This window comes from Micromonospora sp. H33 (assembly GCF_052068455.1).
In the GTDB taxonomy this organism is placed as follows: Bacteria; Actinomycetota; Actinomycetes; order Mycobacteriales; family Micromonosporaceae; genus Micromonospora.
This window is the reverse complement of the sequence record NZ_JBQHDE010000001.1, coordinates 178,389-201,889: the sequence shown is the minus strand read 5'-3', so window position 1 is coordinate 201,889 and position 23,501 is coordinate 178,389. Positions and strand designations below refer to the sequence as shown.

Below are 23,501 nucleotides of genomic sequence, written 5' to 3'. Positions count from 1 at the left end.
GAACGGGCCTCCTCGGTCGTGATCGCCGACACGACGGGCCCATAGGGGTACAACGACCCGACGGATGCGGCGGTGACGGTCCGCGCGGGAAATCCGGAGACCCCGGGCGGTCGCGGGATCGGCGTCCGTCGGCGTACCGTTGTCGGCGCGCGGCCCCGTCGGGTCCCCCGTTCTCGACGAGCAGGCCGCCGCGGGCCGCCGGCAGGTCCCGTGCCGGCGGCCCGCCCCTCTCCCACCGCCGCCCGCGCCCACCCCGACCGCGTCGGAAAAGCACGTGCCGCCCCGCCACGGGTCCACGTACCCTTGCCGCATGAATCGTGCGGTGCTCACCACGACGCCGGGAGACCCCGGCGTGCCGCACTGACACATCCGTCGACGAGGCCCCGGGGCGATCCGCCCCGGGGCCTCGTGGCGTTCCGGGCACCGGTCGCCTCCGGGTCGTACCCGAACCAGGAGCGCGACATGATCGACCACCGCAGGCTCGGCCGTGAGCTGGGCCTCTTCGTCTCCGACCCGCTGGCCGGCGCCGGGCTGCCGCTCTGGCTGCCGGCCGGCGCCGCCGCCCGGCACGCCGTCGAGGAGTACGTCCGCGACCTCGAACGCCGGGCCGGTTACCGGCACGTCGTCACCCCGCCGCTGGGCAAGCGGGAACTCTTCGAGCTCTCCGGGCACCTCGGCCACTTCGCCGACGACATGTTCCCGCCGATGCGGCTGTCCGCCGACGACGAGTTCGTGCTGCGGCCGGCACTCTGCCCGCACCACGCGCTGGTGTACCGGGCGCGGGGCCGCTCCTGGCGGGACCTGCCGCTGCGGATCGCCGAGTTGGGGGGCATGTATCGGGCCGAGCGCTCCGGTGTGCTCGGCGGGCTGGCCCGGGTACGCGCCATCTCGCTGAACGACGCGCACAACTTCTGCGCGCTGGAGCAGGTCGGCGAGGAGGTGGCGGAGATCCTGCGGTTGATCCGCGAGGCGCACGCCGCGCTCGGCGTCCGGCCGGCGGGCTTCCGGCTGTCGCTGCGGGGGCCGGGGGAGAAGTACGTCGGCGACGACGCCCAGTGGGCGCGGGCCGAGGACCTGCTGCGTGCCGCGCTCGACGGGGTGGAGTACGCGGAGGGCCCGGGGGAGGCCGCCTTCTACGGCCCGAAGATCGACATCCAGGTGGTCGACGCGGCCGGCCGGGAGTCGACCATCTCCACCGTCCAGCTCGATTTCGACAAGCCGGAGCGCTTCGACCTGTCGTACACCGACTCGGGTGGGGCGCGCCGCCGGCCGGTGATGGTGCATCGCAGTCTGGTCGGGAGCATGGAGCGGCTGTTCGCGTACCTGATCGAGGTGCATCAGGGTGCCTTCCCGCCCTGGTACGCCCCGGTGCAGCTGGTCGTCCTGCCGGTCGACGCCGGGCAGGACGCGGCGGCCGACCACCTCGCCGCCGACGCGCTCGCCGCCGGGCTGCGCGTCGAGGTGGACCGTGCCGGCTCGCTGGGCGCCCGGATCCGGGACGCCGCCCGCGCCCGCGTCCCGTACGCCGCGGTGATCGGCCCGCGCGAGGCGGCCGACCGACGGGTCTCGCTGCGCCTGCGCGACGGCCGGAACCTGGACCCGATGCCCGCCGCCGACGCCCTCGCGCTGGTCGGACGGGTGGTCGCCGCCCGCACCCACGCTCTCCTTCCGCCGGCTGTCCCCTCCGCCTGACCGCGCCGCCGCACGACGGCCCTCCCGCACCCCCGACCGCGTCGATCCGGGAAGTGTCGTCAGTGGATCTCCATTCATGACGACACCCGCTGAATCGACGGGGCGGGGGTCGGGGCGGCGCTGAACTGGGACCGGTAGAGGCGCGCGTACGCCCCGTCCGCGGCGAGCAGCTCGTCGTGGGTGCCCTGCTCGACGATGCGGCCGTCCTCCATCATCAGGATCAGGTCGGCGTCGCGGATCGTGGACAGCCGGTGCGCGATGACGAAGCTCGTGCGGTCCGACCGCAGCGCCGCCATCGCCCGCTGGAGCAGCACCTCGGTCCTCGTGTCCACCGAGCTGGTCGCCTCGTCGAGGATCAGCAGGGACGGCTCGGCGAGGAACGCGCGGGCGATGGTGACGAGCTGCTTCTCGCCGGCGCTGACGTTGCTCCCCTCCTCGTCGATGACCGTGTCGTAGCCGTCGGGGAGGCTGCGGACGAAGCGGTCGACGAACGTCGCCCGCGCCGCCGTCAGGATCTCCTCCTCCGTGGCGTCCGGCCGCCCGTACGCGATGTTGTCGCGGATCGTGCCACCGAACAGCCAGGTGTCCTGGAGCACCATGCCGACGCGGCCGCGCAGGTCGTCGCGGCTCAGCCGGGTGATGTCCACGCCGTCGAGGGTGATCCGCCCCGCGTCCAGTTCGTAGAAGCGCATGATCAGGTTGACCAGGGTGGTCTTGCCGGCCCCGGTGGGCCCCACGATGGCCACGGTCTGGCCGGGCTCGGCGACCAGCGACAGGTCCTCGATCAGCGGCTTCTCCGGGGCGTACCGGAAGGAGACGTGGCGGAACTCGACCCGCCCGCGCGGGTCGGCCACCCGGGCCGGCGCGGCCGGGTCCGGGCTCTGCTCCTCGGCGTCGAGCACCGCGAACACCCGCTCGGCGGAGGCCACCCCGGACTGGAGCAGGTTCGCCATCGACGCGACCTGGGTGAGCGGCTGGGTGAACTGGCGGGAGTACTGGATGAACGCCTGCACGTCGCCCAGCGTCATCGCGCCCGACGCCACCCGGAGACCGCCGACGACGGCGATCGCCACGTAGCTGAGGTTCCCGATGAACATCATCGCCGGCATGATGATCCCGGAGATGAACTGGGCGCCGAAGCTGGCCTGGAACAGCTCCTCGTTCTTCGCGGCGAAGGCGGCCTGCACCTCGCGCTGCCGGCCGAAGACCTTCACCAGCTCGTGGCCGGTGAACGCCTCCTCGACCTGCCCGTTCAGCTCGCCGGTGTGCGCCCACTGGGCGATGAACTGACGTTGCGACCGCTTCGCGATCCGCTGGGTGACCATGACCGACAGCGGCACCGCGACCAGCGCGACCAGGGCCAGCAGCGGCGAGATCCAGAACATCATGGCGAGCACACCGACGACGGTGAGCAGTGAGGTGAGCAGCTGGCTCAGGGTCTGCTGGAGGCTGAGGGAGATGTTGTCGATGTCGTTGGTGACCCGGCTGAGCAGCTCTCCCCGGGGCTGTCGGTCGAAGTAGGGCAGCGGCAGCCGGTTGAGCTTGGCCTCCACGTCCTCGCGGAGCCGGTGGACGGTCCGCTGCACCACCCCGGTGAGCAGCCACCCCTGCCACCAGGTCAACGCGGCCGCCGCGACGTAGAGGCCGAGGGCCAGCAGCAGCACCCGGGCCAGTGCGGACGTGTCGATCCCCGCACCGGGCACCACGCCCATCCGGGTGATCAGGTCCGCGAAGCTGTCGTCACCCGCCGCCCGGGCAGCCGCCGCGGCCTGCTCGGTCGTCGTGCCGGCCGGCAGTTGCCGGCCCAGCACCCCGGCGAAGATCAGGTCGGTGGCGTGCCCGAGCACCTTCGGCCCGACCACGCCGAGCCCGACGGCGAGCACCGCCAGCCCGACCACCCCGACCAGCTGGGGGCGGTGCGGGCGCAACCGCCCGAGCAGCCGCCGGGCCGACGGCCCGAAGCTCATCGACCGCTCGGCCGGCATCCCGGCCCCCATCCACGGCGGACCGCCGCGCTGGCCGCCGGGCGGCAGCCGCTTGGGCGTCAGCCCGTCGGGGGCCGGCCTTCCCTTCGGTACGACCGGAGCCGGTCCGCCGCTCACGCTGCCACCCCCGTGGTCTGCTGGGACGCGACGATCTCGGCGTACGTGGGGCAGGTGTCCAGCAGCTCCGCGTGCCGCCCGACCCCGACCACCGCCCCGCCCTCCAGGACGACGATCTGGTCGGCGTCGACGATCGTGGAGACCCGTTGTGCCACGATGACCACCGCCGCGTCGGCGGTGACCGGCCGCAACGCCGCCCGCAGCCGCGCGTCGGTGCCGAGGTCGAGCGCCGAGAACGAGTCGTCGAACAGGTAGATCTCCGGCCGGCGCACCAGCGCCCGGGCGATCGCCAGTCGCTGCCGCTGGCCGCCGGAGACGTTGGTGCCGCCCTGCGCGATCGCCGCGTCCAGCCCTTCGGGCATCGCCTCGACGAAGTCGCGCGCCTGTGCCACCTCCAGCGCCGCCCACAGCTCGGCGTCGGTCGCGTCCGGGTTGCCGAGGCGCAGGTTGCTCGCCACGGTGCCGGTGAACAGGTAGGGGCGCTGCGGCACCAGGCCGATCCGCCGCCACAGCTCGTCGGGCGCCAGGTCCCGCACGTCGACACCGTCTACCAGCACTGCACCGGAGGTCACGTCGACCAGACGCGGGACCAGGGAGAGCAGCGTGGTCTTGCCGGCGCCGGTGCCGCCGACGACCGCCGTGGTCGTGCCCGGCGCCACCCGGAACGAGACGTTGCGCAGCACCGGCTCGGCCGCGCCCGGGTACTGGAACCGCACGTCCCGCAGCTCAAGCTCGGCCTGCCGCGGCACCTCCGTGACCGGTCGCGCCGGGGGCACCACGGAGGAGTCGGTGTCCAGCACCTCGACGACGCGCTCGGCGCAGACCGCCGCCCGGGGCACCATCATCAGCATGAAGGTGGCCATCATGACGGCCATCAGGATCTGCATCAGGTACTGCAGGAAGGCGGTCAGCGCGCCGACCTCGATCGCCCCGGCGCCCACCCGCTGGGCGCCGAACCACAGCACGGCGACGCTGGAGACGTTGAGCACCAGCATCACGACGGGGAAGATCAGGGCACCCAGCCGGCCGGTCCGCAGGGCGGTCGCGGTCAGGTCGGCGTTGGCGGCGGCGAAGCGGTCCGTCTCGTACGGCTCCCGGACGAACGCCCGGACGACGCGGATTCCGGTGATCTGCTCGCGCAGCACCCGGTTCACCGTGTCGATGCGCGTCTGCATGAGCCGGAAGCCGGGCACCATCCGCCGGATGACCAGGCCCAGGCCGACCGCCAGCACCGGCACGCTGACGACCATCAGCCAGGAGAGCCCGACGTCCTCGCGCAGCGCCATCACCACGCCGCCGACGCTCATGATCGGTGCGGCGACCAGCGCGGTGGCGCCCATCAGCACGAGCATCTGCACCTGCTGCACGTCGTTGGTGTTGCGGGTGATCAGCGACGGGGCGCCGAACCGGGCGACCTCGCGGGCGGAGAAGCGGTTCACGTGCGCGAAGATCGCCGCGCGGACGTCCCGCCCGTAGGCCGTCGCGGTGCGGGCGCCCAGGTAGACGGCGGCTACGGAGCAGACGATCTGGACCAGGCTGACCGCGAGCATCCAGCCCCCGGTCCGCAGGATGTAGCCGGTGTCGCCGTGCGCCACGCCGAGGTCGATGATGTCGGCGTTGAGGCTCGGCAGGTAGAGCGACGCCATCGTGCCGACGAACTGGAGGATCACCACCGCGGCCAACGGCCGGCGGTACGGGTGCAGGTACGTCCGCAGCAGCCGGATCAGCACGTCGGACCTCCCGCGGGCGTCGGCTCGTCCGCGCCGCCGATCACCGCCAGCAGGAATTCGCGGACCACCGCCGCCTTCGCCGGGTCGGCGTCGACCGGGGTGAGCGGACGGTCGGAGCGCATCATCGCCCGGAGCGCGTCGGCGCGGGCCCGCCCGGCGGGGGTGAGCGTCAGCTTGACGCTGCGCCGGTCGGTGTCGTGCCGCTGCCGCTCGACCAGGCCGTCACGTTCGAGGGTGTCGACGATGCCGGTCAGGGTGGCCGGTTTGACGAAGCACCGCTCGGCCACCGCGCGGTGCGGCAGCTCGCCGTGCTCGGCCAGGGTCAGCAGGGTGACCATGCCGGCCTGGGTGAGGCCGTGCTCCTCGGCGAGCCAGCGGTTCCATCGTTGGCCGGTGAGGTGCCCGGCCACCACCAGCAGGCGCCCGAGCGGTACGTCGTCGAGGCGGATCAGGTCCACGGGGTTCAGGTTAGCGACCTGATAGTCAGGGGCCAAACGAAATAGCCTGACCCTGACGGTGGGCCCCCGGGCAGCACCCGGCACCGGGATCTTGTCGCTGGAAAGATAGGATTCCCGCATGGCCGGTACCCGTGGCTACCATCACGGCGACCTCCGTCGGGCGCTGCTCACGGCGGCGGCGGAAGTGATCGAGGAATCCGGACCGGCCGCGCTGAGCCTGCGTGACCTCGCCCGCCGGGCGGGGGTGTCGCACGCGGCGCCGGCGCACCACTTCGGCGACAAGGCCGGCCTGCTCGCCGCGCTCGCAGCCGAGGGCTTCGACCTGCTCGCCGAGGCGTTGCACGAGGCCCACGGCGGCGGCCTGCTGGAGGCCGGCGTGTCCTACGTGGACTTCGCGGTCCGGCACCGGGCCCACTTCGAGGTGATGTTCCGACCCGATCTCTACCGCGCGGACGCGCCGGAGGTCGTGGCCGCACGCGAACGGTCGGGAGCGGCTCTGCACGCGGCGGTCGCCGCCCTGCCGGCGGGGCGCGGTACGTCCGGCGACCCTCAGGGGGACGCGCTGGCCGCCTGGTCGATCGTCCACGGCTTCGCCACGCTCTGGAACGCGGGCGCCCTGCCGGCCGACGTGGGCGACGATCCGCGGGCGGCGGCGCGGGACGTCATCCACCGCCTCTTCAAACTCCGCTGACTCAGCGCGCCGTCGACCGTCCGGCCGGGTCGTCCGGCGCCGTCGCGACGTACTCCCGCATCACCGCCGCCACCTCCCTCAGGAAGGCCGTGGTCGCCGCCGCCTGCTCGGGCGTGAGCCGGGCGACCGCCTGTTCGATGCCGGCCAGCATCGGCCGCAGCGCCTCCAGCACCTCGTCGTACGCCTGATCGGTGACCTGGAGCGCCACCCGGCGCCGGTCCTGCGGGTGGGGCGTGCGCTCGACGTGGCCCGCCCGCACCAGCCGGTCCACGAGGGTGGTGGCCGAGGCCGAGCGGATCCCGAGCCGGTTGCCCAGCTCCACCGGCCCCAGCGCCTCCGGGCTGGAGACGAGGTGGTCGATGGCGGCGGCGTCGGTCACCCCGATCCCCAGGCGGCGGGCCAGGGCGCCGCGGGTGTCGCCGGCGGCCCGGATCACCTCGCGCAGCGCCCGGGCGGTCCCGCTCGTCGACGGCGCCTCGCTGTACGGCCCGCGGCGCGAGCCGTCGGTGGTTGACGGAGGGCGTTCCATCGGTGAAAGCTAGCATCTCGAGTAGCTAGAAAAACTAGCGATCGGAGGCGGGCATGCCGGAGCGCGGACGCGGACGCTGGTGGGGACTCCTCGCGATCAGCCTCGGGGTGGCCACGATCATCGTCGACGCCACCATCGTCAACGTCGCGGTGCCCGCGATCATCCGGGACCTCGGCATCACCGCCACGGACGCGCAGTGGGTCCAGGAGGCGTACACGCTGGTCTTCGCCGCCCTGCTCCTGGTCGCCGGCCGCTTCGCCGACCGCGTCGGCCGGCGGCGGATGTTCGTCACCGGCGTGGTGGTGTTCGTCGCGGCCAGCGTGCTCGCCGCGGTGGCCGGGTCCGGCGAGGCGCTGATCGGCGCGCGGGTGCTCCAGGGGCTCGGCGGCGCGATGATGCTGCCGACCTCGCTGTCCCTGTTGAACGCCACGTTCACCGGACGGGAGAAGGGGATCGCGTTCGCGATCTGGGGCTCCACCATCGGCGGCGCCGCCGCCCTGGGCCCACTCCTCGGCGGCTGGCTGACCACCGAGTTGTCCTGGCGGTGGGCGTTCGGCGTCAACGTGCCGGTCGGCGCGCTGGTCGTGGCCGCCACGCTCGCGCTGGTACGCGAGTCGCGGGACGAGCGCGCGGAGCGGGGGATCGACTGGCTCGGTGCCCTGCTCTCGGTGGTCGGCCTGACCGGTGTCGTCTTCGCGCTCATCGAGGGGCGCACCTACGGCTGGTGGGAGCGGGAGAAGCCGTTCGTCCTGTTCGGGTCGGACTGGACCGCCGCGGTCTCGCCGGTGCCGGTCGCCGGCCTGGTCGGGCTGGTCGCCCTCACCGTCCTCGTCGCCCACCAGGTCCACCGCAACCGGGCCGGCCGGGCGGCCCTGCTCGACCTGTCGCTGTTCCGGATCGGCTCGTTCCGCAACGCCGTCGTCGCCGCCGCGATCGTCAGCCTGGGCGAGTTCGGCCTGCTCTTCGCCCTCCCGCTGTGGTACCAGAACGTCCTGGGCTACAGCGCGTTCGACACCGGCCTGGCCCTGCTGCCCCTCGCGGTCGGCAGCTTCCTGGCCAGCGGTCTCGGCGCGCCCCTCGTCCAGCGGTGGGGCGCCACCCGGGTCGTGCGGCTCGGTGTCGCCGCCGAACTCGTCGGCATCGCCGGCCTCGGCGCGGTCGTCGCCCCGGACACCGCCTGGTGGTCACCGCTCGGCTTCCTCTTCCTCTACGGCGTCGGCGTCGGCCTCGCCACCGCCCAGCTCACCGGAGTGTCGCTGCGGGAGGTGCCGGTCCGGCAGAGCGGCCAGGGCTCCGGCGTGCAGAGCACCGCGCGGCAGGTGGGGTCGGCGCTCGGCATCGCCGTGCTCGGCACGGTGCTCTTCGCCGGCCTGGGCGGGATCCTCGGCGACCGGCTCGCCGACCAGCCCGGTCTCGACCCCGCCCAGCGTGCGCAGATCGTGGCCGCCGTCCGGGAGAGCGCCGGCGCGGCGATCGGGGATCTGGCCGCCGATCCGCGTACCGCCCGGATCGCCGAGGAGGCCAAGGCCGCCTTCTCCGACGCCACCCGGTACGCGGCCTTCTGCGCCGCCGGCTTCCTCCTGGTCGGCCTGCTCGCCTGCGCCCGGCTGCCCCGGGACCGCCCCGAGCCGTCCGATCCCGCCCGCCAGCCGGAGCCGGCGACGACGTCGGCCGGCTGAGCGGTCACCGACGTCAGCCGGCTGAGGCCCGTCACCGACGTCGGCCGGCTGAGCCGGTCACCAGCTCGTCGGTAGCGGCATCCCCTCGGTGTAGCCGGCCGCGCTCTGCACGCCGACCAGCGCCCGCTCGTGGAACTCCGCGAGGTTGTGCGCCCCGGCGTACGTGAAGGCGCTGCGTACCCCCGAGATGATCTCGTCGATCAGGTCCTCGACGCCCGGTCGGTTCGGGTCGAGGTACATCCGTGCCGAGGAGATGCCCTCCTCGAAGATCGCCTTCCGGGCGCGGTCGTACGCGGAGTCCTCCGCGGTCCGGGCGCTGACCGCGCGGGCCGAGGCCATGCCGAAGCTCTCCTTGTAGCGTCGGCCGTCCGCCTCGACGTAGAGGTCGCCGGGCGACTCGTACGTGCCGGCGAACCACGAGCCGATCATCACGTTCGACGCGCCCGCCGCCAGCGCCAGCGCCACGTCGCGCGGATGCCGGACGCCACCGTCGGCCCACACGTGCCGGCCCAGATTCCGCGCCGCCGCGGCGCAGTCCAGCACGGCCGAGAACTGGGGCCGGCCCACCCCGGTCATCATCCGGGTCGTGCACATGGCGCCCGGACCGACGCCGACCTTCACGATGTCGGCGCCCGCCTCGACGAGGTCGCGTACCCCCTCGGCGGTGACCACGTTGCCGGCCGCCACCGGGACGGCCGGGTCGACCGTGCGTACCGCCCGCAACGCCGAGATCATCCGCTCCTGGTGGCCGTGCGCGGTGTCCACGACCAGCGTGTCCACCCCCGCCTCCAGCAGCGCCGCCGCCTTGCCGGTGACGTCGCCGTTGATGCCGACCGCCGCGGCGATCCGCAGCCGGCCGCGGTCGTCCACCGCCGGCTTGTACAGCGTCGCGCGCAGCGCACCCTGCCGCGTCAGCACCCCGACCAGCCGCCCCTCCGCGTCCACCACCGGGGCGAGCCGGCGGCGGCCCGCCGAGAGCCGGTCGAAGCCGGTACGCGGGTCCGCGTCCGCCGGCACGGTGTGCAGTTCGGTCGACATCACGTGCCGCAACTGCGCGAACCGGTCCACGCCCACCGTGTCCGCCTCGGTCACCACGCCGATCGGCCGGCCCGCCTCGTCGATCACGATCACCGCGCCGTGCGCCCGCTTCGGCAGCAGGTGGATCGCGTCGCCGACGGTGTCGGTCGGGCCGAGCGTGATCGCGGTGTCGTGCACCAGGTGCCGCTGCTTGACCCAGGCGACGACGTTCGCGACCACCTCGATCGGGATGTCCTGGGGGATCACCGCGATGGCGCCGCGCCGGGCGACCGTCTCGGCCATCCGCCGGCCGGACACCGCGGTCATGTTCGACACCACCAGCGGGATGGTCGTGCCCGTCCCGTCGTTGGTCGCGAGGTCGACGTCGAGGCGGGACGCGACCTCGGAGCGGGCCGGTGCCATGAAGACGTCGTTGTAGGTCAGGTCGTGCGCGGGAACCGCGCCGTGAAGGAACCGCACCTGGCAATCATGACCGTCCGCCGGCGGTCGCGCCGCCGGTGGTCGTACAAAACACGCCTAGGCCAGGAGCAGCGCCGCCGCCAGCGCGGCCATCACCACGGCGATCACGCCGTCGAGGACCCGCCAGACCGCCGTACGCGCGAGCAGTGGCCCGAGCCGGTACGCGCCCGCCCCGAGCGCCGTGAACCAGGCGAGGCTGGCCGTGGCGGCTCCCGCCCCGAACACCCACCGGTGCGGGTGCTGCTGGGCGATGCCGCCGAGGAGCAGAACGGTGTCCAGGTAGACGTGCGGGTTGAGGTACGTGAAGGCGAGGCACGCCAGCAGGGTGGTCCGCAGCCGGGCCGGCGGGCGGTCCGCGGGCCGAAGCGTGTCCGGACGCCACGCGCGGCGGGCGGCGAGCACCGCGTAGCACAGCAGGAACGCGGCGCCGCCCCACCGTACGCCGGTGAGCAGGCCCGGTCGGTCCGCCACCAGGGCGCCGACCCCCGCAATGCCGGCGCCGATCAGCAGGGCGTCGGAGACCGCGCAGGTGAGCACGACCGGTACGAGGTGCTCCCGGCGCAACCCCTGGCGCAGCACGAACGCGTTCTGCGCGCCGATGGCGACGATCAGGGCGACGGAGAGGGAGAACCCGGCGACGGCGGAAGCGACCATGCCCCGACGCTAAGTGGGGGACTTCCTGCGGTCCAGCTAAAGATTCTGATGTTCCGTAAGATTCTCTCATGCTTGACGCTGCCCAGCTCCGGACGCTCGCCGCCGTGGTCGCCGAGGGGAGCTTCGACGCGGCCGCCCGGCTGCTCCACGTGACGCCGTCCGCGGTCAGCCAGCGGATCAAGACCCTGGAGGAGACGGTCGGCCAGGTCCTGGTGCGACGGCACCGCCCGTGCCGGCCCACCGAGGCGGGGGAGCCGCTGCTGCGCCTCGCCGGCCAGCTCGCCCTCCTCGAGCAGGAGGCACTGGCCGAGGCGCGGGGTCCGCTGGGCGGCGGCCGAGGGCGTACGCGGGTCGCCGTGGTGGTGAACGCCGACTCCCTGGGCACCTGGTTCCCCGCCGCGCTGGCCCGGGTGCCGGAGCAGCTCGACCTCTCCTTCGACATCCGGCAGGACGACCAGGAACACACCGCCGAGCTGCTTCGCGACGGTTCCGTGACGGCGGCGGTGACCGCCCAGCGGGAGCCGGTGCAGGGGTGCCGGGTGCAGCGGCTCGGCGCGATGCGCTACCGCGCGCTGGCTGCCCCCGGGTACGCCGAGCGGTGGTTCCCCGACGGCGCCACCCCGGCCGCGCTCGCCGAGGCGCCGGTGATGGTGTTCGACCGCAAGGACCGGGTGCAGCACCGCTTCCTCCGCGCGCTGACCGGCCGGGAGCTGGACCCGCCGGTCCACTACCTGCCGTCGGTGCCGGCGTTCAGCGAGGCGATCCGGCGCGGGCTCGGCTGGGCGCTGGTTCCCGAGCAGATCGCCGACGCCGACCTGGCGGCCGGGCACTGCGTCGACCTCGCCCCCGGCCGTCACCTGGACGTGCCGCTGTACTGGCAGCACTGGCGGCTGGAGTCGGCTGCCCTGACGGCGCTGACCGCCGCGGTCCGTGGCGTCGCCGCCGAAACCCTCCGCTGACGCGGAAGGAAGGGTCCCTTCTTAACGCCTGCGGTAGTAGAAGGGCCCCTTCTTAACGCCTCAGGCGATCGTGCAGATCGGTGCGCCGGCGGTGATGACCGCGCCGACCTCGGCGGAGAGGCCGCTGACCGTGCCCGCCTTGTGGGCGTGCAGCGGCTGCTCCATCTTCATCGCCTCCAGCACCACGACCAGGTCGCCCTCGGCCACCGTGTCGCCGTCGGCGACCGCGATCTTCACGATCGTGCCCTGCATCGGCGAGGTGAGCGCGTCGCCGCTGACCGCGGCACCGGCCTTGGCGCCACCGCCCCGGCGGGCCGGCTTCTTCGCGGCGGGCGACGCGCTGGTCGTACCCCCGGCGAGGCCGGCCGGGAGGCTGACCTCCAGCCGCTTGCCGCCCACCTCGACCACGACGGTCTCGCGCTCGGCCGGGCCCTCGACGGCGCCGGCGGGCGCGGTGAAGGCCGGGACGGTGTTGTCGAACTCGGTCTCGATCCAGCGGGTGTGCACGGTGAACGGCTCGGCGGTGAACGCCTCGTCCCGGACCACCAGGCGGTGGAACGGCAGCGCGGTGGCCATGCCCTCGACGACCATCTCGTCCAGCGCGCGGCGGGCCCGCTCGATCGCCTCGGTACGCGTCTCACCGGTGATGATGACCTTGGCGAGCAGCGAGTCGAAGTTGCCGCCGATCACGTCACCGGCGGAGATGCCGGTGTCCACCCGGACGCCCGGGCCGGTGGGCAGGCGCAGCGCGGTGATGGTGCCCGGCGCGGGCAGGAAGTTGCGGCCCGGGTCCTCACCGTTGATCCGGAACTCGATGGAGTGCCCGCGCGGCGTCGGGTCCTCCGTGAAGCGCAGCTTCTCGCCGTCAGCGATGCGGAACTGCTCGCGGACCAGGTCGATGCCGGCGGTCTCCTCGGTCACCGGGTGCTCGACCTGGAGCCGGGTGTTGACCTCCAGGAAGGAGATGGTGCCGTCGGCGCCGACCAGGTACTCGACGGTGCCGGCGCCGTGGTAGCCGGCCTCGTGGCAGATCGCCTTGGCCGACTCGTGGATCTGCGTGCGCTGGGCCGCGGTGAGGAACGGCGCCGGGGCCTCCTCGACCAGCTTCTGGTGCCGGCGCTGGAGCGAGCAGTCCCGGGTGCCGACCACGATCACGTTGCCGTGCTGGTCGGCGAGGACCTGAGCCTCGACGTGGCGCGGCTTGTCCAGGTACCGCTCGACGAAGCACTCACCCCGGCCGAACGCGGCGACGGCCTCCCGGGTGGCCGACTCGAACAGGTGCGGGATCTCCTCCATCGTGCGGGCCACCTTGAGACCGCGCCCGCCGCCGCCGAAGGCCGCCTTGATGGCGACCGGCAGGCCGTGGTCGACGGCGAAGGCCATCACCTCGTCGGCGCTGCCCACCGGGTCCGGCGTGCCGGGGACCAGGGGCGCGCCGGCACGCTGGGCGATGTGCCGGGCGGTGACCTTGTCACCGAGGTCGCGGATCGCCTGCGGGGTGGGACCGATCCAGGTCAGCCCGGCGTCGATGACCGCCTGGGCGAAGTCGGCGTTCTCAGAGAGGAAGCCGTAACCGGGGTGCACCGCGTCGGCGCCCGACTTGCCGGCGATGTCGATCAGCTTGTCGATCCGCAGGTAGCTGTCGGCCGCGGTGTCACCGCCGAGGGCGTACGCCTCGTCGGCCAGAGTGGCGTGCAGGGCGTCCCGGTCCGAGTCCGCGTAGACGGCGACGCTGCCCAGGCCGGCGTCGCGGCAGGCGCGGATGACGCGGACGGCGATCTCGCCGCGGTTGGCGATGAGTACCTTGCGCACCTTTGTGGCTCCTCCCGGGAGGTCGTTGACCGGGAGTGTATCGGCCACTCTGACGCCCCTAACGATCGCTCAGTGTGGGATGCCGCACTGTCCGCTCGCTTTCCTGCCCACCCGCAGCGTCCGCTGAAACGAGACCTGGCTCTCATCCGCGGCGGGGCAACGGTCGAGCGCTTGTAGCGTGAGGCCAGTGCCCCGCCTCACCCGTGACCGGATCACCTGGCTCGCCTACGCCCAGCTCGGCCTGTGGGGCTTCTTCCTCTACGGCTTCGGCCCGGTCATCCCGCTGCTCCGTGACGAACAGGGCACCTCGGCCGCCGTCGCCGGCCTGCACAGCACCGGCATCGCCGTCGGCGCGCTGCTCGGAGGGGCCCTCTTCGCACCGCTGGCCCGCCGCATCGGCCGCGGCCCGGCGATCTGGACCGGCCTGGCCGGGGTCGCATTCGGCGTCATCGCCTTCGGCACCCTCCGGGCCCTGCCCGCCACCATCACCGCCATGGCGGTGATCGCCACCTTCGGCATGATGGTGATCAGCGGCGTCACGGTGGTGCTCACCGCCCGGCACGGCGTCGCCGCGCCGGGCGCGCTGAGCGAGGCCAACGCCGCCTGCGCCGGCATGGGCATCCTGGCCCCGCTGGTCATCGGCGCCAGCGTGGACGCGGGGTGGGGCTGGCGGCCGGCGATGGCCGTCGAGGTCGGCCTGATCGCGCTGGTCGCGCTCGCCGCCCTGACCTTCCGGGTACGCGGTCCGCTGACCGACCCCGCTGCCGCGGCTCCCGGTGCCCGGCCGGCGGTGCCCACCCCCGGGACGCCAGGTGTCGCTGGCAGCGTGGCTCAGCGGCTGCCGCAGGCGTACTGGGTCGCCTGGGTCCTCATGGCGGTGACCGGTTCGATCGAGGTGTGCCTGTCGCTCTGGACCGCCGACGTGCTCCGTACGCACGCGGGGCTGAGCGCGGGCGGCGCCTCGGCCGCCGTGGCCGCGATCGTCGGCGGCATGTTCGCCGGGCGGCTGGTCGGGGGCCGGATCGCCCTCCGGTACCGGCCCGTCCCGCTGCTGGTCGCCGCGCTCGGGCTCTCCCTGGTCGGCTTCGCGCTGTTCTGGGCCGCCCCGATCGGTTGGCTCGCGGTCGCCGGGCTGGTCGTGCTCGGCCTCGGCAACGCGCTGCACTACCCGCTGGCCATCTCCATCGCGCTCGCCGTCGCCGGGCCCGCCGCGGACAAGGCGGCCGGATGGGCGTCGTACTCCATGGGGGTGGGCTTCGGGATCGCGCCGGTCGCGCTCGGCCGGGTGGCCGACGAGGTCGGACCGCACCTGGCTTTCCTGCTCCTGCCCGCCTTCATCGCGGTGGCCGCGCTGCTCGCCGTCCGCCTCGGCCGCGTCCTCCGCGCCCCGACCGCGGAGACCGTCCCGACCCCGGTCGGCGCTGTCTAGAGCACCCGGGCCAGCGTGAGTCCGTCAGCGACGGGGAGCATCACCGCGTCGACCCGAACGTCGGCCAGGACCTCGTCGTTGAACGCCGCGATCGCCCGGTCGTCCGCGTTCTGCGGCGCGATCACCCGGCCGCCGCGCAGCACGTTGTCGACCGCGATCACCCCACCGGGGCGCATCCGCGGCACCAGCTCCGACCAGTAGACCGGGTAGCCGGTCTTGTCCGCGTCGATGAAGGCGAAGTCGATGTGGCGTTCGTACGGCAGCTCGTGCAGCGTGTCGGCGGCGGGCCCGATCCGCAGGTCGATCCGGTCCGCCACCCCGGCGCGCGCCCAGTACCGCCGGGCGATGCTCGTGTACTCCTCCGAGATGTCCAGGCACGTCAGCCGCCCGCCCTCGGCCAGGCCCCGGGCGATCGCCAGCGCGGAGAGCCCGGTGAACGTGCCCACCTCGACCGCCTGCCGTACGTTCAGGAGCCGGGTCAGGAAGGTCAGGAACGCGGCCTGCTCCGGAGCGACCTGCATCTGCGCGTCGCCCGGCAACGCCGCGCGGGTCTCGTCGATCAGGTCCCGCATGACGTCGTCCGGCGGCGAGCCGTGCGCCACGAGGTACGCGTGCAGCTCCGGCGTGAGCGGGATGGATTTCGTGGTCATCGGTGCTTGTCCTCCTGGCGGCGTCAGCTGCTACCTGGCGGTGTCAGCCACTACCTGGCGGTGTCAGCTGCTGCCTGGCGGTGCCAGCTGCTCCTGGGTGGTGTCAGCTGCTCCGGTTGGGGTCAGGTGAGGGGCTCGACCGACTGGTTGCCCGGCGCGACCTTTGTCCACAGGTCGGTGATCCGCAGGTCCAGCTCGGCCAGGAGACGGCGCAGGAGCGGCAGGGAGAGGCCCACCACCGTGCCCGGGTCGCCCTCGATCCGCTCCACGAACGGCCCGCCCAGACCGTCGATCGTGAACGCGCCGGCCACCGCCAGCGGCTCGCCCGTGGCGACGTACGCGGCGATCTCGTCGTCACTGACGTCGGCGAAGTGCACCGTCGTCGAGGCGACCGCCTCGGCCCGGCTTTCCGCCACGATGTCGATGAGGCAGTGCCCGCTGTGCAGGACGCCGCTGCGCCCCCGCATCCGCTCCCACCTGCGTACGGCCTCTGCCGGTTCGGCCGGCTTGCCGAAGATCTCGCCGTCGAACTCCAGCACCGAGTCGCACCCGATCACCAGCGTGCGCTGGTCGTCGGACGGCCGCAGCCGGGTCAGGACGGCCTGCGCCTTGAGCCGCGCCAGCTCCAGGCAGAGGTCCTCGGCCCGGTCCGTCACCACCAACGATTCATCGACGCCGCTGACCAGCACGTCCGGCTCGATGCCGGCGGCCTGGAGGGTCTTGCGGCGGGCAGGGCTCGCCGAGGCGAGTACGAGACGGAGCGGCAGAGATCCGGACACCCCGCCGACGTTACCGGGCGACGTAGCGGTCTGTGCGGCCCGCCGCGCAGACAGCTACGGCGTGCGTAAGACGGCAACGGGGGAATGTCGCACCACAGGTCGCTGCGCCCGCGAGATCTTGGAAGATTTGGGCCCCTCCAGGGGCCATTTCCTTCCAAGATCTCGAAGCTGCCTTCCCGGTGCCGCCGCATATGGGTTGTTTTGGAAGTTGCTGTGTCACCGGCTGATGCGGGGAGGTGGATCGTCGCTGCGTCGGCGGCGCCTGGCGATGAAGGCCCACGCACCTCCGGCTGCCACGATGACTCCCAACGTGACGAGGCCACGAGTTGTCGCTGCCCTGTCGTCGCCAGACGGCTCCGCCTGGGCTTGCGTCGGTCGGGCGACTGGCGCGGTAGCGGTTGCGGATTCGAAGCCGAGCGGCGGAACGTCCGCGGTCAGTGCGGCGACAATGTCGATCACCCCGTAGCCGTACTGGTCGTCCCGCCCCGGCGGTCCCTTGTCGACAGCCGTAGCGGTCAACCGATGCACCACCTCGTCCGCCGGCAGATGCGGATACTTCGCCCTGATCAAGGCAACTGCACCGGCTGTGATCGCGGTAGCCCCAGAAGTGCCAGTACCTTTTCGATAGGCTCCGTTCGTGCTGGTGCTGTAGATATCGACTGCTGGAGCGGAAACGTCAACCTCTGGTCCTGTTACTGACATTGCAGCGTGGTTGCCTGCGCGGTCTACACCGCCAACGGCAAGCACGCCTGGTTCGCTTGCCGGATAGGCTGCATGTTGAGTAACGGGAAGGTTCCCAATGCCTGCGACCACGACGATGTCGGAGGCTAAGGCTTGTTTCATAGCTTGGGTGAGACGAGAGCTTGTGCCGCCGGTACTGGAAACGCTGATGACCTGCGCGCCGCGCGATATGGCGATCTCGATGCCTAAGGCGAGGTCGTCCGGATCTGCAACGTTCTCCGCCGTCGAAGAGATGATCGGCAGAATCTTTGCTTGCGGTGCGATGCCAAGCGCTCCACGGTTGTCTGCTTGGCCGTGAGCGGCAATCAGTCCCCCCATCCCGGTGCCATGACCATTGCCGTCTGAACGGCCATCTGCGCTGCCTTCAGCGAGGGTGTTGACGCCAGGAAGCAAATTCTTGCCCAGGTCGGGGTGGGGATATACTCCTGTGTCAGGTACAGCAACGGTTATCCCTGCGCCTTGTGATAAGCGATGCGCTTCAGCCGCCTTAAGAAATTGCAGATGCCACTGGTCGGCGCGGATCCGATCTACTCCTGCTGGCTGGATCGAAGTGTCGAGATCGTTGGCCGGCATCATGGGTTGACCGGGAAGCGTCGTGATCAATGTGGCCGCGAGCGCTAGGGAAGCGCGAATTAATGGGCACATTACCTGTTCATGCCGATGATGGGGCCAGGGTCGATCGGTCCGTCGTCATCGGGGTGCCGCATGACCGGCGTAACGCCCTCGGACGTCTCCCACGGATGGTCAGGGTCCCACTGACGTCGCTCCTCGACGCATCGATCACGGTGGTCGACGCCCCTAGGTTGACTGGCCGTGCCGCCAAAAGCTGGCGGACTTGGGGAGGGAGCTCCGCCGATTGGGGCCATCCCGTGAGTGGCGCCGAAGCCTCGGCCGGCGCCCGGGCGGGAGCCAGCGCCGCCGGTTGGTGCTGTGCCGGCGCCACCGCCACCGATTACGCCGCCAATCGGATTTATCCGTCTTGGCTGGCTGCTAGGGCTGGGCTGCCCAAGTCCTGCACCTGGTACGCCGCCGATCAGTCCACCCGGTGGCATCGGGTGTCGGTTGGTGGGCGGAGTCGGCTGCGCCTGTCCGCCAGTAGTTCCCGCAACCGGTTTGCTGAACTGGCCTGGAGTACCCGTTACTCGCCCCGAGTCCTTCGGCCGGCCCGTTCCTCGCGGGATATGCGGTGGCGTGGCGATTCCGGAGGCCGGATTGGCTGGCGTTGATGGTATCGGAGCTGGGCTTGGCGAGTTGGCTGGCAATGGCGACAGCGCCGTGCCTGTTCCTCCCAGGATTGGACCAACGCCCGTCGAGGCAGGAGACGAGACAGGGCGCAGAGTGTGTTCCCGGGTCTTATGTGGAGCCTTGTTGCTGGATGTCGCGAGGGGAACCGCCACTACGGGCGGGATGGAGGGTGGCGTACTAGCGCCGTAGACGTCTGCGATGTCCGGGTCAATCCCGGTCCGCTGCACGGGTGGGGGTTGGCGTAGGGCTACTTGGGCTTGTTGGAGTTCGCTGCTGAGGCCGTACATGATGCCGCGCGCCTGGACGTTCAACCGTTCCAGGTCCGCGTCGGTCACCGGCGGTTCGGAGACGCGGCTGCCGGCGACCGCCTTCGGGTCTGCCGCCGTCGCCTCGTACGACCGCTTCTGTTGGAGTTTCACCGCGTACTCGTCGTGGATCTTCTCGAGCGCGGTGCGGGTGTTGCCGATGGCCTGGGTGGCGGCGGCGAGCGCGGTGTAGTTGGCGGCCGCCGCGTCGTGGGTGTGCTGCACCTTGTCGATGAGCTGGTCGAGCTCGGCGAGGTACGTGCGGGCGGCGGCGTTGGTCTCCGGCGGCCACGCCTCGGCGAGGCCCCGGCGGTACGCGTGCAACCGGCCGAGGTGGGCCTGGGCCAGGTCGCAGACCTTGCGCCAGCCGGCGACCTGCCGCCACTGGTTGGTGGTGTCCTGGTCCTTGAGGCAGGCCCACATGTTGGCCACATCCATCAGGTGCCAGTCGGTGAGGCCGCCCGAGCGGCCGACTCCGGGTTCGTTCACGGCAGCACCACCGGCCCGGGCGGGGTCCCCTCCGGCCCGGTCGGGTCGCGCAGCACCACGGAGGGCCCGGTCGGCGCGACGGCGGTCGGGGCGGCGAGAGCCCGTTCGACGTCGACCACGCGGGCGGACGAGAAGGCGTCGGAGTCCCGGTAGTGGTCGGCGACGGTGCCGGCCGCGGCGGCCAGGTGCCCGGTCGCCCCGCCGACGCTCCAGACCATGGCGGTGGTGGCCTGCTGAATCTCCCAGTGCGCGTGCAGGAACTGCACCAGCTCGATGAACGCGTCCGCCGGGTTGGGCACCGCGGCGGTCATGTCCTCGGCGATGTACGACAGGTGCGGCGCGTAGTGGCGCTCCACCTCGGCCTGAAGTTTCTCGGCGAACTCGCGTAACTGGCGGATGTCGGCCTCGATGCCGCCGTAGCCGCGGAGCCAGGCCGCTGGGCGGTCCTCCTCGGGGATCATCGTCCCTCCCTAACCGTCACCGCACCGTTTCCGAGAGTGAGGTTAACGGGTGGCGGCTGGGAGTTGCAGCCCCAGAGTGGTGCACACCGGGCGACTCGCCGTCGACGCAGCGGCAAAGAGCTGCGCCGATGCGTACGAAAAAGTCAGCGCGGCAGGCCGGACGCGCGCCACGCGCCGGGACCGGCCGTGGGGGCGGCGCCGGCGGGGCGGGCGCTGCACGCCCAGGCGGACACCGGGGTCGGGGCGGGCGCGGCGGCCCGCCGGGACCGGACGACGATCGCGCCCACGAGGGCGGCCAGCTCCTCGGCGGTCGGTACGCCGCGGACGACCCGGAACAGCGGCTCTTCGGCAGACATGGCGTCAGGGTACGCGGTCCGAACTTGACCTTCGCCGCACAGTGGCGTGCCGCCGGTGTGAGTGTCGTGGTCGCCGGGTACCGTCTCAGCGATGTCGAACGCGCTCCCCCAACTCGTCGCTGACCGATACCGGCTGATTTCGCCGCTCGGTCAGGGTGGCATGGGTCGGGTGTGGAAGGCGCGCGACGAGGTGCTGCACCGCGACGTGGCGATCAAGGAGTTGGTGCCGCCGCCCAGCCTCACCGACGAGGAGCGCCGCGAGATGCGCGAGCGCTCGCTGCGGGAGGCGCGGGCCATCGCCCGGCTCAACCACATCAACGTCGTCCGCATCTTCGACGTGCTCCGCACGGACGGCGATCCGTGGATCGTGATGGAGTACGTGCCGTCGAAGTCCCTCCAGGACACCATCGCCGAGGATGGGCCGGTGTCGCCGGCCCGGGCGGTGGAGATCGGGCTCGGGGTGCTCGGCGCGCTGAAGGCGGCGCACAAGGCCGGCGTCATGCACCGCGACATCAAGCCCGGCAACGTGCTGCTCGGCAATGACGGCCGCGTCGTGCTGACCGATTTCGGCCTCGCCACGATCCCGGGCGACCCCAACGTCACCCGCACCGGCATGGTGCTGGGCTCGCCGGCGTACATCGCTCCCGAGCGGGCCCGGGACGGCACCGCCGGTCCGGAGGCGGATCTCTGGTCGCTGGGCGCGACCCTGTACGCGGCGGTCGAGGGCAAGTCCCCGTACGCGCGGCCGTCGGCGATCGCCACCCTGGCGGCGCTCGCCACCGAGCCGCTGCCGCCGTCGAAGAACGCCGGCCCGCTCCGGCCGGTGCTCAACGGTCTCCTCCGCAAGGATCCGAACGACCGGATCACCGCCGAGGTGGCGGAGAAGCTGCTGCGCCGTGCCGGCGGGAAGCGGTCACGCACGATCCCGCTGCTGGACGGCGTACGCCGGCCGGGGCCGAACGGCCGGCGCGAGCCCCGCCCGCCGGTCGTGCCGTCGCAGCGCCCCGCCGAGCGGGAGTCCGACAAGCCCGTCGCCCCGCCCGCTCCCCGCCAACCGGCGGCCGGTGCCGCGGCTGCGGCGGCGACCGGCCAACCGGCGGCCGGTGCGGACGCGACCGCGAAGGTGACCCCGACCGCCTCGGACGCCGCGCCGACCGCCAAGGTCACACCGCCGTCCACCCCGGACGCGGGCCCGACGACGAAGGCCGCCGAACCAGCGCCGAAGGCAGCGCCGCAGCCCGCGCCCGACGACACGAAGGTCGAGCCGGCCGCGACGTCCGTCCTGCCCCGTCCGGCTCCCGCGCCGGCCGGGCGCGCACCGGTCCCGCCGCCCGACGGTACGAAGCGCGACACCACCCGCCGCAACCTGCTGATCGGGACCGTGGTGGCCGTGCTGCTGCTCGGTCTCGCCGTGGTCGTGCCGCTGCTCGCCAACGACGACGACGGTGGCGACACCCCGGGAGCCGGTGCGACGAGTGCCGCGCCTACCTCGGCGGCGGCGCCGACGTCGGCTCCGGCCAGCTCCGCGCCGAGCAGCGCCCCGCCCACCTCCGCTCCGGCCAGCCCCACCGCCGACCCGAACGCCCTGCCGGCCGGCTGGCGGCTCCACCGCGACCCGGAGGGTTTCGCCTTGCCCATTCCCGAGGACTGGGTACGCCGGAACGCCGGCACCAACACGGTCGTCTTCGACGAGCCCAACGGCGTGCGTGAGCTGCTGGTCCAGTGGACCGACCGGCCGAAGGCGGACGCGTACCAGGACTGGCAGGCGCTGGAACCGGCCCGCAAGAACTATGTGCGCGACTACGAGTTGTTGGGCATCAAGCGCTGCGACTACGGGCGCACCTGCGCGGACTGGGAGTGGCTGGAGACCCGGGACAACACGCGGATCCACGTCCGCAACCGGGGGTTCGCCACGGCACGCAACCGGGGGTACGCGCTGCGCTGGGAAGTCGCCGACAAGGACTGGGCAGCGGGCCAGCGGGACTTCAACGTGATCATGCAGGGCTTCGTCCCGGACCGCCAGGACTGACGCGGGATTCGCGCCGGTGCGAAGCTGAGTCGCATGACCTTCCGTCGTACGGGGTATCTGACTGCCCACGACGGAAGGAGGTACGAGATGAGTTACCGACGGAAGGACACCCGGCCCCGGGTGGCACTGTGGATGCTCGTCGCGCTCGGCGACGCCGTCCTGCTGCTCGCCAGCGCCGGCCTGCCGGTCCTGGTCGCAATGCTCACCGTCGTCACCGTCACCGTCGCCGGGGTGGTGGTCTGGCGGCTGTCCCGCCGTGGCGCCCTCACCCGGGCCGATGCGGCGGCCGTTCCGGTGGCGGCACGACGGCGGGCCTGACGACCCGCCGCGAGAGTGGCGTGGCGGCAGCCGGACCAGTTGTCGACCGTACGGTGACAACCGATCCCGCTGCCGCCAACTACCTCCCCAGGATGGTGCGGATTCAGGCGGTGTTGTTGGCCAGGGCGATCAGCCGCGTGCGGTCACCGTTCCAGTAGTTGCGGTCCACGTTGCCGCTGATACCGGGGACGCTGCCGGTGCTGGTGTACTGCCAGAAGCTCCAGAACGGCGCACCGGCCGGCAGGGTGCCGGGCGAACTGGCCCACCGGGCGATCCAGAGCGGGTGGTTGCCCCAGGGGCCGCTCCAGCTGCCGGTGCAGGTGTTCCACCAACTGGTGGTGGTGTAGATGACCGCGTAGCGGCCGGTGCGCGAGCGGTAGGTGCTCAGGAAGTCCTGGACCCAGCTGCGCATCCCGGTGGTGCTGAGGCCGTAGCAGTAGCCGCCGCTGTACGGGTTCGCTTCCAGGTCGAGCGCAGCAGGCAGGGTGCGGCTGTCCGCGGACCACGCGCCGCCGTTGGAGGCCAGGAAGTTCGCCTGCGTCGCGCCGGAGGAGATGTTCGGCCGCGCGAAGTGGTACGCGCCGCGGATCACCCCGGCGTAGTACGCGTTGGTGTAGTTTGCGCCGAACCTGGGGTCTTTGTAGGTCGTACCCTCGGTCGCCTTGATGAAGGCGAACTGGATCCCGGCGTTGCGGACGCTCGTCCAGTTGATGCTGCCCTGGTAGTGGGACACGTCGATGCCGGGGACGGTGGCCGCGGCCGCGGGGGTGGCGGTCGCGACGAGGGCCGCGGCCGCGGTGGCGACCGTGGTGAGAGCGGCGGCGAGCAGCCGGCGCAGCGGTGATCTGGTACGGGCCATGGATGCCTCCAAAGACGCCGATCGATTGATTGACATC

General features: G+C 72.5%; 21 protein-coding genes. 7 read left to right on the top strand and 14 right to left on the bottom strand.

Going from position 1 to position 23,501, the window contains the following annotated elements; translation table 11 throughout:
- The first annotated feature begins 408 nt into the window (after window positions 1–408).
- On the top strand, window positions 409–1,692 hold the full coding sequence (thrS, locus tag ACTMS0_RS00920) for a threonine--tRNA ligase (protein WP_441153142.1): 1,284 nt from the start codon (window positions 409–411) through the stop codon (window positions 1,690–1,692).
- A gap of 74 nt (window positions 1,693–1,766) precedes the next feature.
- Here the strand turns inward: thrS and ACTMS0_RS00915 are convergent, their stop codons facing one another.
- From ACTMS0_RS00915 to ACTMS0_RS00905, 3 genes are all read right to left on the bottom strand, one after another.
- Window positions 1,767–3,677, bottom strand: coding sequence for an ABC transporter ATP-binding protein (locus ACTMS0_RS00915; RefSeq protein ID WP_441153973.1), 1,911 nt, complete (start codon window positions 3,675–3,677; stop codon window positions 1,767–1,769).
- Window positions 3,678–3,790: 113 nt separating this feature from the next.
- Entirely contained in the window at window positions 3,791–5,524 is a 1,734-nt protein-coding gene (locus ACTMS0_RS00910) for an ABC transporter ATP-binding protein (protein ID WP_441153141.1), read from the bottom strand.
- The gene (locus tag ACTMS0_RS00905; RefSeq protein ID WP_441153140.1) at window positions 5,518–5,982 is read right to left on the bottom strand and encodes a MarR family winged helix-turn-helix transcriptional regulator; all 465 of its coding nucleotides are present in this window, start codon (window positions 5,980–5,982) and stop codon (window positions 5,518–5,520) included. The genes ACTMS0_RS00910 and ACTMS0_RS00905 overlap by 7 nt, the downstream gene beginning before the upstream one ends.
- Before the next feature lie 118 nt (window positions 5,983–6,100).
- Between ACTMS0_RS00905 and ACTMS0_RS00900 the strand changes: the two genes are divergently transcribed.
- A complete protein-coding gene (locus ACTMS0_RS00900; RefSeq protein WP_441153139.1) occupies window positions 6,101–6,673 on the top strand; it encodes a TetR/AcrR family transcriptional regulator in 573 nt (190 codons plus the stop codon).
- Between the two features lies 1 nt (window position 6,674).
- Here ACTMS0_RS00900 and ACTMS0_RS00895 read toward each other — a convergent pair whose 3' ends face one another.
- Complete coding sequence (locus ACTMS0_RS00895) at window positions 6,675–7,202, bottom strand: MarR family winged helix-turn-helix transcriptional regulator (RefSeq protein ID WP_441153138.1); 528 nt, start codon at window positions 7,200–7,202, stop codon at window positions 6,675–6,677.
- Window positions 7,203–7,255: 53 nt separating this feature from the next.
- On the opposite strand from ACTMS0_RS00895, the gene ACTMS0_RS00890 reads away from it, so the two are divergent.
- Window positions 7,256–8,881 (top strand): DHA2 family efflux MFS transporter permease subunit, encoded by a 1,626-nt coding sequence (locus tag ACTMS0_RS00890; RefSeq protein WP_441153137.1) that lies wholly within the window; start codon window positions 7,256–7,258, stop codon window positions 8,879–8,881.
- Window positions 8,882–8,938: 57 nt separating this feature from the next.
- Here the strand turns inward: ACTMS0_RS00890 and ACTMS0_RS00885 are convergent, their stop codons facing one another.
- The gene (locus ACTMS0_RS00885; RefSeq protein WP_441153136.1) at window positions 8,939–10,378 is read right to left on the bottom strand and encodes a GuaB1 family IMP dehydrogenase-related protein; all 1,440 of its coding nucleotides are present in this window, start codon (window positions 10,376–10,378) and stop codon (window positions 8,939–8,941) included.
- A gap of 57 nt (window positions 10,379–10,435) precedes the next feature.
- Window positions 10,436–11,032 (bottom strand): LysE/ArgO family amino acid transporter, encoded by a 597-nt coding sequence (locus ACTMS0_RS00880; RefSeq protein WP_441153135.1) that lies wholly within the window; start codon window positions 11,030–11,032, stop codon window positions 10,436–10,438.
- A gap of 68 nt (window positions 11,033–11,100) precedes the next feature.
- Here ACTMS0_RS00880 and ACTMS0_RS00875 point away from each other — a divergent pair, with 68 nt between their 5' ends.
- A complete protein-coding gene (locus ACTMS0_RS00875; RefSeq protein WP_441153134.1) occupies window positions 11,101–11,991 on the top strand; it encodes a LysR family transcriptional regulator ArgP in 891 nt (296 codons plus the stop codon).
- A 60-nt stretch (window positions 11,992–12,051) separates the two neighbouring features.
- Here ACTMS0_RS00875 and ACTMS0_RS00870 read toward each other — a convergent pair whose 3' ends face one another.
- A complete protein-coding gene (locus ACTMS0_RS00870) occupies window positions 12,052–13,803 on the bottom strand; it encodes an acetyl/propionyl/methylcrotonyl-CoA carboxylase subunit alpha (protein WP_441153133.1) in 1,752 nt (583 codons plus the stop codon).
- Window positions 13,804–13,990: 187 nt separating this feature from the next.
- Here ACTMS0_RS00870 and ACTMS0_RS00865 point away from each other — a divergent pair, with 187 nt between their 5' ends.
- A complete protein-coding gene (locus tag ACTMS0_RS00865) occupies window positions 13,991–15,232 on the top strand; it encodes an MFS transporter (protein WP_441153132.1) in 1,242 nt (413 codons plus the stop codon).
- Here the strand turns inward: ACTMS0_RS00865 and ACTMS0_RS00860 are convergent.
- From ACTMS0_RS00860 to ACTMS0_RS00835, 6 genes are all read right to left on the bottom strand, one after another.
- Entirely contained in the window at window positions 15,229–15,882 is a 654-nt protein-coding gene (locus ACTMS0_RS00860; protein WP_441153131.1) for an O-methyltransferase, read from the bottom strand. The two genes, ACTMS0_RS00865 and ACTMS0_RS00860, sit on opposite strands and share 4 nt — an antisense overlap.
- Before the next feature lie 122 nt (window positions 15,883–16,004).
- On the bottom strand, window positions 16,005–16,661 hold the full coding sequence (locus tag ACTMS0_RS00855) for a Maf family protein (RefSeq protein ID WP_441153130.1): 657 nt from the start codon (window positions 16,659–16,661) through the stop codon (window positions 16,005–16,007).
- A 216-nt stretch (window positions 16,662–16,877) separates the two neighbouring features.
- Window positions 16,878–17,978 carry a S8 family serine peptidase gene (locus ACTMS0_RS00850; RefSeq protein WP_441153129.1) on the bottom strand — a complete coding sequence of 367 codons (1,101 nt, stop codon included), beginning with the start codon at window positions 17,976–17,978 and terminating at the stop codon, window positions 16,878–16,880.
- Window positions 17,979–18,046: 68 nt separating this feature from the next.
- Complete coding sequence (locus ACTMS0_RS00845; RefSeq protein WP_441153128.1) at window positions 18,047–19,441, bottom strand: hypothetical protein; 1,395 nt, start codon at window positions 19,439–19,441, stop codon at window positions 18,047–18,049.
- Window positions 19,438–19,902 (bottom strand): hypothetical protein, encoded by a 465-nt coding sequence (locus tag ACTMS0_RS00840; protein WP_441153127.1) that lies wholly within the window; start codon window positions 19,900–19,902, stop codon window positions 19,438–19,440. The genes ACTMS0_RS00845 and ACTMS0_RS00840 overlap by 4 nt, the downstream gene beginning before the upstream one ends.
- Window positions 19,903–20,045: 143 nt before the next feature.
- The gene (locus tag ACTMS0_RS00835) at window positions 20,046–20,258 is read right to left on the bottom strand and encodes an acyl-CoA carboxylase subunit epsilon (RefSeq protein ID WP_441153126.1); all 213 of its coding nucleotides are present in this window, start codon (window positions 20,256–20,258) and stop codon (window positions 20,046–20,048) included.
- 91 nt (window positions 20,259–20,349) lie between these two features.
- Between ACTMS0_RS00835 and ACTMS0_RS00830 the strand changes: the two genes are divergently transcribed.
- Window positions 20,350–22,287: a serine/threonine-protein kinase gene (locus tag ACTMS0_RS00830; RefSeq protein ID WP_441153125.1), complete on the top strand. Its 1,938-nt coding sequence runs from the start codon at window positions 20,350–20,352 to the stop codon at window positions 22,285–22,287.
- A gap of 87 nt (window positions 22,288–22,374) precedes the next feature.
- Window positions 22,375–22,605: a hypothetical protein gene (locus ACTMS0_RS00825; protein WP_441153124.1), complete on the top strand. Its 231-nt coding sequence runs from the start codon at window positions 22,375–22,377 to the stop codon at window positions 22,603–22,605.
- A 103-nt stretch (window positions 22,606–22,708) separates the two neighbouring features.
- On the opposite strand, the gene ACTMS0_RS00820 is transcribed toward ACTMS0_RS00825, so the two are convergent.
- Window positions 22,709–23,464, bottom strand: coding sequence for a GH25 family lysozyme (locus ACTMS0_RS00820; protein WP_441153123.1), 756 nt, complete (start codon window positions 23,462–23,464; stop codon window positions 22,709–22,711).
- Window positions 23,465–23,501: the final 37 nt, after the last annotated feature.